7 protein-coding genes and 1 pseudogene are annotated in these 10,449 nt (G+C 36.8%); all 8 read left to right on the top strand.

The window, feature by feature from the left end:
* Window positions 1-1,339: 1,339 nt before the first annotated feature.
* The 8 genes and pseudogenes from AB5217_RS24500 (at window position 1,340) to AB5217_RS24465 (ending at window position 10,124) form a co-directional block, all read left to right on the top strand.
* Window positions 1,340-1,924, top strand: coding sequence for a pilus assembly protein N-terminal domain-containing protein (locus tag AB5217_RS24500; protein WP_004318691.1), 585 nt, complete (start codon window positions 1,340-1,342; stop codon window positions 1,922-1,924).
* A 151-nt stretch (window positions 1,925-2,075) separates the two neighbouring features.
* Window positions 2,076-2,513: a copper resistance protein NlpE gene (locus AB5217_RS24495; protein WP_004318689.1), complete on the top strand. Its 438-nt coding sequence runs from the start codon at window positions 2,076-2,078 to the stop codon at window positions 2,511-2,513.
* On the top strand, window positions 2,513-3,916 hold the full coding sequence (locus AB5217_RS24490) for a hypothetical protein (RefSeq protein ID WP_004318688.1): 1,404 nt from the start codon (window positions 2,513-2,515) through the stop codon (window positions 3,914-3,916). Before AB5217_RS24495 ends, AB5217_RS24490 begins: the two co-directional genes overlap by 1 nt.
* Window positions 3,917-4,120: 204 nt before the next feature.
* Window positions 4,121-4,420, top strand: a pseudogene (locus AB5217_RS24485) (hypothetical protein); the annotation flags it as partial.
* A gap of 286 nt (window positions 4,421-4,706) precedes the next feature.
* Window positions 4,707-5,072, top strand: a complete 366-nt coding sequence (locus AB5217_RS24480) for a hypothetical protein (protein WP_008017067.1) — start codon at window positions 4,707-4,709, stop codon at window positions 5,070-5,072.
* A gap of 73 nt (window positions 5,073-5,145) precedes the next feature.
* Window positions 5,146-7,485, top strand: coding sequence for a TonB-dependent receptor (locus AB5217_RS24475; RefSeq protein ID WP_004318683.1), 2,340 nt, complete (start codon window positions 5,146-5,148; stop codon window positions 7,483-7,485).
* A 35-nt stretch (window positions 7,486-7,520) separates the two neighbouring features.
* Window positions 7,521-8,537 carry a hypothetical protein gene (locus AB5217_RS24470; RefSeq protein WP_032844898.1) on the top strand — a complete coding sequence of 339 codons (1,017 nt, stop codon included), beginning with the start codon at window positions 7,521-7,523 and terminating at the stop codon, window positions 8,535-8,537.
* A gap of 399 nt (window positions 8,538-8,936) precedes the next feature.
* Window positions 8,937-10,124, top strand: a complete 1,188-nt coding sequence (locus AB5217_RS24465) for a clostripain-related cysteine peptidase (protein ID WP_008771494.1) — start codon at window positions 8,937-8,939, stop codon at window positions 10,122-10,124.
* The last annotated feature ends 325 nt before the right edge of the window (window positions 10,125-10,449 follow it).

Below are 10,449 nucleotides of genomic sequence, written 5' to 3'. Positions count from 1 at the left end.
ACAAACTTTTCAAAGAACTCATTTTATTTACTGCCAGAGCCGCTTAGGCGTGGCGAATTTTTAACGAACTATTGAAAATTATATAAAGTGTTTTTTTTATTAACTTATAGGAAAGAACATCTTATGAAAGAGAATCAATTTATTTTTCAAATCATTCGTATTTGTTTGTGTCATAAAAAGTCTTAAAACAAAGTTTATTTGAATATTAGATACTCATTATATCTTTGTGCCTTCAAACAAAGAGTAAGAGTACATTAAATCAGAACAAACAGCCGTTTGCACGAGCATTGAATTTAACTTTATAATAAATCTAGCTGTGTGGTGAGAGATGAGACTGCTAGCGAGATAATCTATTTATTAGAACTTAAGTGCCCCTATTGCATGAGTGAATGTTCAAGAGTATGGCCTGAATGATATCAAATGAGTACAGAAAGCGACTCGAAACGATATGGAAGATAGCTATATGATACCCTCTAAAAGTAAATCTATCAAGAGACGTCAGACGTTTATGACAATGTTTTTTTAACAATACGATGTCACAACACATAGCTTTTGTAGATGAGTTATTTTAAGATAATATTGGTGACAACAACCGACTTTTGTATGGTACCTCATTTCAATATCCTTAAGTTCGTCAGTATCCCCTCGGAAAACGTTTTGTCGTGGACTTGCGAGTACCTATCTCTTGCTGTTCAAGAAATCTTGTGCTATAGAAGATTTATTGTGTATGGTTTGAACACACGTTTTTGATCATCCACAATTATAGTTGAGTGATACCACCTTCAACTTGTAAAAAGAATGTTCCGTTTGTTGGATAAAATACTTTTTGAATTGGCCATCCTTTCTTGATTTTTATAGAATATGCTAAAAATACATTCAATTTTTACTTTGAATGGCTCATTCACTAATTAAGAATAATATTATAGGGAATATATGGTATTTGTGAAATATCATAAAAAGGGTCTTTTTCAAACACTGTTAGGGATACTGTAACAGTCGGTGTTATAATAGTGTATCACTCTATTATGAAGATTGACCATATAATCAGAATTAGCAATGTGAAACATATTTTTTTAAGTTTGATATTGGAATAATATTGTTTTTTTATGCTTTTCGAACAGATGTTAGTTCAATGTGAGATAAAATAATGTTTCATAACACTAAGGTGTTGATTGTTAGATGTATATGAATTGAGGTGTTAGATTTTTAAAATCATTTTATAATTCAAATACAATTTCGCTTTATTATTTTTGCTGGCAAAGAAAAAGTAAGAAAAATCTGACTTTTTTATTTATGAGTACTCATTAGCATTTTATCTATTAATTTAAATTTATCAAAAATGAAAACTAAACCTTTTTTAAAATCGATGGCATTAGTGATTTGTTGCTTAACTTCTTTTGTATTGGTATCATGTGATAAGGATGATGATAAGCCCAATTTAAAAATCAGTCCTAATAAAGTAGAAGTTGCAGTTGGTAAAACGGTTACTGTGTCTGTTAGTAATGGTACTGCACCATATACGACGAAATCAAGTGATGCAAAAATCGCAGTTGCGAAATCAGATAAAAATGCGATTGTAATTACCGGTGTAAAAGATGGTTCAGCAATGATAACTATTACGGACCGGAAGGGAGTTACAGGAAAAGTTGCTGTAACTGTAAGAACTGTAAAAGAGACCCCAAAAACTCCAAAAGGACTGGATTTTGATAAACAATCTATTACTGTGAGTGTTGGAAAAGATGGTATAGTAACAGTAAAAGGTGGTGCACAGCCATATTCTGCCGTTGCGAAAGATGTCAATATTGCTACGGTATCAGTCAAGGAAAATAAAGTCAACATAAGAGGAGTTAAGGCAGGAAAAACTACTATTACAGTTACAGATAAGGATAAGAAAACGGGAACTATCAATGTGACGGTTAAATAGTTTTCTTTTTTTTCTAATTTTATTGTAATGCATAGCGAGTGAGACGAAGATAATTTCGTTATATACTGCTATGCATTTACAATAAGTCTTTGTATATAATGATCTTGCGAGTTATAATTAACCTCAAATTATATGTTAAATATTTTAAATTATGAAATTGATTAAATTGCATTTATTGGTAGCAGCCATGATAATAGTAACATCAGGCTGTGTTGGATCTGGGAAGAAATATAAACAACAAGAAAATAGTGCTGCCGGAGTAGTGGATAGCAAAAACAAAGATTGTTATGGCACCTATGAAGGCATATTACCTTGTGCCGACTGTGGTGGCATCAAAACGACATTGAAAATTAATAGTGATGCAACTTATGATTTGCGGAGTGAGTATCTGGGTGAGGAGAATGGTATTTTTGAAGAGAGCGGTGTATATAATATGATAGGCGAAAACATCATTGAACTGGTTACTCCTTCATCGGGTGCCAAAACATATTATAAAGTTCTCGACGACGCAGTGGTCTTGTCTGACAGTACGGAAATCTTCAACAATAGCGGGCGGCTCGCAGCACAATATATATTGAAAAGACAGTAATGTTTATGTGTGATAGGACATGTGATTTGTTTAAGGTAGGAAATTTTAACATAAAAAGGTGCCTATTATTTCTTGTCTGTATAATGTTATTAGTTGCTTGTGGTGAGAATGATCCGATTGAATCCCGGAATCGACATCCCAGGCAACAGGAAGAATCTCATAGTGAACAATCCGGATCAGTTCCCGCTGTGGCTAAAGAGGATGTTGCAGCTTATTTTAGATTTGATATGTCTAGAGATATAAATGTTGCGTTAGGACTTGTTGAAGCACAGAAAGAGACGCTGCAGATAAACGGGAAAATGATAAAAATAACTGAGGCTGTAGTGAAAAGGAAAGATTATCAAAAAGGCTCATTTGTGCTATATGTTACAGGCACGGTAAATGGTTCACCTTTTAAGAATGAATTCACTTTTACCGGCTTTGTGAGCAAACCTGACGATTATCAAATGGTTAATGGTGCACAAGCTGAGTGGAAAGCAAATGCTGATTATTATGCAAAGCTTGATTTTGATAGCTTTTACAGATTACATAAAGTGAACATGTTTACAATTGAGAATTTAGGCCGGTTAGTGGACTTTTATTCTATAAATGTAGGGGGAGAAAAATATCTTTTTACTCTGGAAGATCTTGAGAAGACGGTTCTTGAAGATATAAAATATGAGCAAAATCAGCTTTCTTTCTATCTTAGGTACAATAATAGTAGGTCTAAAAAAAGAATATCACTTCTGTTTGACAAGAATAAATATTATGAAGGAAAGGTTACTGTAAATACAGATTTTATAAAACAGAAGTATATGAGAGGGATATATGAAAATCCATCTCTATTTAATGGTCACATTTTTTCATATGATGAAAGTGCGTATGCTGTGGAAATCAGTACAACTCTGAAAGAAAAAAGCGACACAGGCAACATGCTTACACTACATTTAAGCATGTATGCAAAGGGTAATGGTGGCTTGTTGCTTGCAGAATTTGATAAAATATTCACCGGTTTTAAACCCTTAAGTGAATTGAAGAATGAGTTGATAGCCTACTCAACACCGGATTTGCATGAGTTTGTGAAAAATAAACTTAAGAATAGTAATTATGGTGATGTGAAAAATAAGTTTTCCAATTCTATAGATAGATGGATACAGTATGTGGAATTTGTAATTAAGGATCATGATTCATTGCAATGGGAAAAGAATAAATGGAGCAAGAACGTCTTGAATGGTCTCTTTTCTTCTGTAAAGGATATATATTTGGATAATGTAAGATTTGAACTTAACTCCGCCCAATTAAAGGAGATTGGCGGAAAGCGTTTTTTGTATATTGTTTTTCAAATGATTGGTGCTAATGATTTGGTATTGACGAGTGACGCTATTCTTTTTAATATGTCCATACACATACCTTCTTCGTTATAAAATGATTTGTGACAAATTGATCCGGTCCAATATTGTGTTTATATTTAAATTGAAATTCACAATGATATCTAAGACAAAAATATTCCTTTTTTTTCTTGCAAGAGCTTTATTTATTAATGCACAACAATAAGAAAAAAAGAGGAAGTAAAAAATGATTCCGTTTACTAACTTCAGGAGGGTAGTAGTAGCCTCTCTCGACCAATAAATATAAAAAAATCTTTCTATTGGAATGAAGACAAGATAAAAGCTGGCATATCTGTACAAGGAAATTGGCGTAACCAAAACTTTCCAGGTACACTTCCGCAAAGAAAGAATATGGTAACCGGAACATTTGAACGCGATTTCGACATCAATCCTTTCTCTTATGCTTTGGGAATGAGCCGTACTTTGCGTCCTCGAAATATCAACGTGAACTGAAGTATTATCGTAACAATTGGACACCGTTCAATTTTAAACGAATTTAAAAACAATTATATGAGAATCGAAGTACTTGATTTTAAAATAATAATGCTCATCGGTCAAAACTTATCAAGAGATCATTACTGAATATTTTCTGGGAGAAGAATCATTTTGGTTTTAGGGGGCATCTTACACAGGCCCTCCAATATGAACAGGAATAAAAATAGGAAGATTTATTATAGCCTGTTATCATACAGCCGGTAACGATGTGTCGATTTATTTGATTCCCATATCAAAATAATCGGGACAATATATTTAATCGTACTTGATCGTAAAATCATCATTTATAGGTATTGCGTACAATTATGCAATCTGCTATCTTTACAATCTAATGGATAATGCAAGAAAAAAGCGGAAATACAGAGCCATAGTGGCATGCTTATTGTTGCTGACTATGATGCCTTTCTTCTTTGTGAAAGCCTTTCATGTTCACAAAGAAGATTTATGTATATCTCATGATGAGCAACAATCTTCCCATCATGATTCTGCCGATAAATGTGCTATCTGCCTGTTCACTTTATCTTCATTTACCGAAGCCGAGAGCTTTGAGTACAATTGCGTTCAGACAGAGAACCCCGTTGAATATCTTATCCAAAAGGAGAAGGACATTACTGTTACTTTTCCCCTATTGTCTCTCCGCGCTCCTCCTGTCCAACTATTACAATCCCTCTCATGGGTTGCATGCATTATAAGATGACATGTGAAAGAGGGATGCTGTGCCCTTTGGTTATCTTAAACAATTTATAACTTCATTACAATTTTCGTAAAGTATGACATTTCATGCATATTTCCAATATGTGTGTCTATTCATTGTCTGGCTGTGTGCAATATCTCCTACAAGGATGTATGCACAGAAATACCGACAGCAATCAGATACACATAGGACACTGTTGGTTGTAGATAAGGAAACCGGACGTCCGATTGAAGGAGCTTACATCTTATTGGAGAATCAACCCCTTGCCAGTTCAACCGGAGGAAGAATCATTATCCCTTGGAAGACAAATTCCAAGGATACAGTTCTTGTACAGAGTTTGGGCTACAAATCTCAATATATATATTTGAGTGAGGCATTCAAAAAGGTGAATATTCAAACAGTATATCTTTATCCGGAGATAAAAATTCTGGAAGAAGTCATTATTACCGGTGAGTGCTCCGGAGTGACTCGGAATACGGTAAGCAACAACCTTACTTCCTTCGCAATCAATCGCGCATTGGGAACTTCTCTCACCTCTCTGCTTGAACAGGTCAGTGGCGTAAGTTCCATCAGTACGGGGACGACAGTTGCCAAACCTGTCATCCAAGGAATGTATGGCAACCGGATATTAATCATAAACAATGGTTCCCGCCAGACAGGCCAACAATGGGGAGTTGATCATGCTCCTGAAGTGGATATGAACGGAAACGCTTCCATTCGGGTGATAAAAGGTTCTGACGCGGTACGATATGGTTCAGAAGCTTTGGGAGGAATTATTGTCATGGAACAGGCTCCCTTACCCTTCCGGAAGAAGGCCTTGAAAGGAAAGACTTCCATACTTTATGGAAGTAATGGTCACCGTTATGTGCTGACCGGACAGTTGGAAGGCACTTTCCCTTTTCTCCGTGACCTTGCCTGGCGAGTACAGGGGACATATTCAAATTCCGGAGACCGTTCCACCGCAAACTATCTTCTAAATAACACTGGAGCCAGAGAACATCATACCTCCGCTTTACTCGGCTATGACCGTGGACGTTTAAGAATAGAAGGATTCTACAGTCACTTTTACAACCGGACGGGAGTAATGTTCAGTGCCCAGATGGGAAGTGAAGATCTGCTGGCAGAACGTATCCGATTGGGACGTCCCCTGTACACAGATCCTTTCACGCGAAGTATCGCATACCCATATCAAAAAGTTACCCATCAGACAGCCATTGGTAAAATGAAGTTCAGTATGCGGAACGCAGGAAATCTTTACTGGCAAAGTTCCTGGCAGAAGGACGACCGACAGGAAAACCGCATCCGGCGTCTGGGTTCCGACATTCCAGCTGTTTCCCTGCACTTAAACTCATTACAAAACTCTCTCTGCTGGAAATTGAATTATAATTCATGGCAAACAGAGGTTGGGGGACAAATTATGTTCATTGATAATCACAGTCAGGCAGGAACAGGTATTGTTCCCGTTATTCCCAACTATACGGAGACACAGATGGGAATATATGGTATCGGGAAGTATAATTACAGTAAAGGAGGAATTGAAGCAGGTATTCGTTTTGACGGACAGGAAACCCGTGCCAGTGGTTATGACTGGACAGGAAGTCTCTATGGAGGAACAAGAAAGTTCAATAACGTATCATACAGTCTGGGAGGTCATCATCATTTCTCTGACCAATGGAAGCTCACCACTAATTTCGGGCTGGCCTGGAGAGCTCCTCACGTGTATGAATTATATAGCAACGGAAATGAACTCGGATCCGGAATGTTTGTCAAAGGAGATTCTACCATGCACTCCGAAAGGAGCTATAAATGGATATCTTCCATCAGTTACAGCAATAAGGTATTCAGTGCCCGAATGGACGGTTACCTGCAATGGATAAGCGGCTATATCTATGATGAACCGAAGAAAGAAACCATCACTGTTATTTCGGGGGTATACCCTGTATTCCAATACAAACAGACCCCGGCTTTCTTTCGCGGAATGGATTTTGACTTTCACTTCATGCCCATAAATTCATGGGATTATCACCTGATTGCTTCTTTTATACGGGCAAATGAACAGACGACAGGAAATTACCTTCCTTATATCCCCTCTTCCCGTTTCAGCCATGACCTCTCATGGCTTCACGAAACCAAATCGCATTCCAAATTACGTTTGAGTATCAGACATCGATTCGTGGCAAAACAGACCCGGTTTGACTCGAATACGGATCTTATTCCCTATACCCCTCCGGCATACCACCTCTTGGGGTTCGCTGCTAGCTTTGAGTGTCCTGTAAAATACGGATACAAACTACAATTCATGATAGCGGCAGACAATATCTTGAACAAAGAATATAAAGAATACACTAACCGTTCACGCTACTATGCACATGACATGGGATCTGATGTACGTTGTGTAGTGAACTGGAGTTTTTGATTTATAACAATTATTATTAACCAAATAAATAAAAAATGAAAACAATTGTATGTAAAATCGCATTGATGTTCCTGATAGGAACAGCTCTTTCGTTGTTGTTCAATTCATGCAGTAAAGATCCTGTAATTCCTGAAAATGAGACAGATAATAAATTGCATGAAGATCCTTCCAAAATGACTATCCGTCTTGTGGAATGTCACCTGCATGCAGACTGGAATGAAATACAGAAAGTCGGTGGACCTCACCAGAATCCGGAATCTCCGGCCAAGCACATGAAACGTATTCAGGAAATAACTTATGAGCTGAAAGCCGGCAAGGGTTGGAGGCTTGCCGAAGGCAGTCAAAGCAAGTTCTACGTGCAGAAAAATGGAGACTACTATACTTATGGGAAATACACCCCGGCTCCCGTTTATTTGATGTTCATCTATTACTATAACGCCAAAGGAGATTTGATGAACAGCCAGTTTATAGAAAACGGGCAGGATAATATTCATCAACATTTCTTCACGCCTGAAAATGTAAAACCCACATTTGACGGTCAGCCGGAAGCCGATGACAATGAACCGCAGAAATTGGTGGATTATCTTTATGTGGACACTACCCCCTGGGACAAGACCAAACATAGCAAGGAAGCTGAAATAACAGGAGACAGTAACCCGATAGGTTTGAAAGGAGTTATCCGTTTTTTGAAAGACCGTAAGGAATTCGACCTGAAAATTCGTCTTTATCACGGCTACAAATCCAAGGGCAATCCGGAAACAGGTACTTTTGATCCGTTCTATAAACCTTCCGGAATATTGATCCAGCGTGGTACATGGGATATCAACCTAAACATTCCGGTAGTGGTGTTCTGGAGCCGTGAAGAGACTGTGGGGGTAGACGAAGACACGAACCCCGAAGGGGTGGAAGAAGACGGGCTTGATGAAAAAAGTAATCGTGCCATACATTCAATTATGGGAACCTTCAATCTTACATGGAAAGAAGCGCTTGAAGAGTTTATAATTTACACTTATAAGTCAGGGGATGTGGAAGCCGGAGCGATTTGGCTTTGAAAATCGGTTTGGACTGCCATAAGTAACCATAAAACTGCCTGTTGTGACATTGGTGCCGGTATTGTTTCAACAGGCAGTTGTTCCTGTTAAACCGTTTCATCTTTTTTTGCAAGAATGAAACGGAAACAAGTGCCATTCGGCAGTGCCTCCAATGAGAACTGCCATAGGGCATTGAAAAGAAAATCATCTCGTGTTATAAACGATTAAATTCATGCTGTTTATTAGAATATTCAATATATTGTGAGATAATGAGTCATAATATTGTAAGATTATAAGAGGATTTGATTCTATGAATATCAGGAAATGGTTATTTACAATTCACATTTAAGATAAAATAGAGATTTTACAATGGAAGGCTATAATAAAAAAGTAATAATGAGTTATTGGACAATTTGCAGGATGAAAACAACGAAAAAAATCTACGTAAAGGTTAGCATTATCTTTTTATTGGGAGGAATTTTACTTTTTTCTTCATGCGAGAAGGAGGAAAATCAAAAGATAGAAGCCAACCGGAAAACATTATTCATGTATTTGCCATGGTCCTCAAATTTGACGAACTATTTTTATAATAACATATCTGACCTGGAAAAATGTATAACGAAAATAGGGCTGAACAATGAGAAAGTAATTGTTTTTATTTCTACCGGTAGTACGGAGGCCATGATGTTTGAAATTGTGTCTTCTCACGGGAGATGTAAACGTGAAATACTTAAAAAATATAAGTCTCCGCCTTTTACGACAATCGATGGGATAACAGCAATTTTAAATGATGTAAAGGCATTTGCTCCGGCTTCTGTTTATACCATGATTATAGGATGTCACGGTATGGGATGGCTTCCTGTTTATGAGATGAAAGTGCGTTCCGCACCTCACATGAAAATGCATTGGGAATATCAGGGTGTTCCATTGACACGTTATTTTGGAGGACTGACCGCCGAATACCAAACAGATATAAAATCTCTAGCCTCCGGTATTGCTAATGCAGGCATGAAAATGGAATATATTCTATTTGATGACTGTTATATGTCATCTATAGAGGTTGCCTATGAATTAAAGGATGTTACAAAATATTTGATTGGTTCTACCAGTGAGATGATGGCATACGGAATGCCTTATGCCGCTATTGGGGAATATTTACTGGGGAATCCCGATTATCAATCGGGATGTGAAGAATTTTACAATTTTTATTCAACCTATGAAATAATGCCTTGTGGGACATTAGCAGTAACGGACTGTTCAGAACTGGAGAATATGGCAGCCATCATAAAAAGTATCAATAGTAAATATTCTTTTGACAAATCCCTGAGGGGAACAATCCAACGTTTAGATGGTTATACTCCTGTAATATTTTATGATTTTGCAGATTATATAACCTCACTCTGTAACGATCCTATATTATTAAACCAATTTAGAGAGCAGCTAAATCATCTTGTTCCATATAAAACCCATACAAAAAATTTCTACACTATGGCCAAAGGTATTATTCCTATCAATACATTTTCCGGTATAACAACATCCGATCCGAGTGACAATCCTATGACTGTGCTGAAAGAAAATACATTATGGTATAAAGCAGCGCATAATTAAAGTTGATAATAAGATGAAGAATACTAAACTCCCAAGCCTGCATATTTTATAACTTTTTGGTTATTGTCTGTTTTTGGAAATGGTATATATAGGAATTGAGAACTATCATGCAGGGAATCATGCAAAAAAAGTATTTATGGTTTCTGTTGAGATACAAAGAATGTAATAATAATTATATTTCTTCTAATAAAAGCTTTCCGCATCGAAATGTGTTTGTTACTCCTAATATTCGCAATATGAAATATAAAATTATAATTGGACTATCAGCTATTCTCTATTTTACAGGTTGTTATAACAGGGAACAGACCCCTCGCCTTAGTGAGGC

The organism is Bacteroides sp. MSSM.1001136sp1_RTP21357st2_D2_RTP21359_211015, from assembly GCF_040913205.1.
In the GTDB taxonomy this organism is placed as follows: Bacteria; Bacteroidota; Bacteroidia; order Bacteroidales; family Bacteroidaceae; genus Bacteroides; species Bacteroides ovatus.
This window is presented reverse-complemented; position numbering and strand designations above follow the sequence as displayed.